The organism is Romboutsia sp. 13368, from assembly GCF_018336475.1.
Lineage (GTDB): Bacteria > Bacillota > Clostridia > Peptostreptococcales > Peptostreptococcaceae > Romboutsia.
Genome location: NZ_CP048741.1, coordinates 1330927 through 1331737 on the forward strand (window position 1 = coordinate 1330927; position 811 = coordinate 1331737).

At 29.3% G+C, this 811-nt stretch carries 1 protein-coding gene; it reads right to left on the reverse strand.

Annotated features, from left to right (window positions below; all coding sequences use genetic code 11):
- Positions 1-298: 298 nt before the first annotated feature.
- Positions 299-811, reverse strand: a 513-nt coding sequence (locus G3997_RS05400; RefSeq protein ID WP_296644097.1) for a carboxylesterase family protein, incomplete at its 5' end; no start/stop codon positions are given.

An 811-nucleotide genomic window follows, 5' to 3' on the forward strand; every position in this document is an offset into this window, starting at 1 on the left:
TATTTTCAATAGTTTAAATTCTAATATATGTTTATATAAATAAAATTGTATATTATTTTCCTATTAGATATTTCATAATATCTTTATCTATTTGTCCTAGAACATAATTAGTAACATAACTCTCTTCACCTATAATAAATGTAGATGGATATGAAAATATATAATAATATAGAAGGCAATGACATACATACAAAGAGGTATTGCAACTGGAACTATATATGACCAAACTGAATCATATACACTACTTTCTGTAGGTATTATTTTTAAATTTGAAATTTACTACCTTTTTATATATCAATTATTCACCTACAGCAACATTAGTTCTCATTATTTCATGTAAATAATCCATATCTACACTATCCATACGAATTTCATTTTCTCCCCAACAAAGTACATTGTCTTGATTATCATTTGTAGGAAGCCACTCTACTAAGCTTTCTCCATTTGGATTTCCATATTTAGAGAAGTTACATAAATAATCTGTCATTTTATCAGATAACATTTCATCATGCTTAGTAAATGGTCTCCAACAATTTTTTAATGTTCCAAACCAGTACCATAAGTCACTTGAATGCCATGCTCCATTGTCATCCCCTGGAAGCATACGGTCAAAGAACCAACAGTAACTATCTTGCTTATCTTGAGACGCTTGTGTTTTACACCACTCTTTTGCCATTGAGAAAACAAATGGTGGAACTATATCATGACTTGTACTTCCCATCATATATGGAATATTCTTTTGTTTTCCATTGTTTACAGTTTCAGATGTTGATGAAGTTAAAAATCTTCCATCTATACAAGGTGAAGCTAC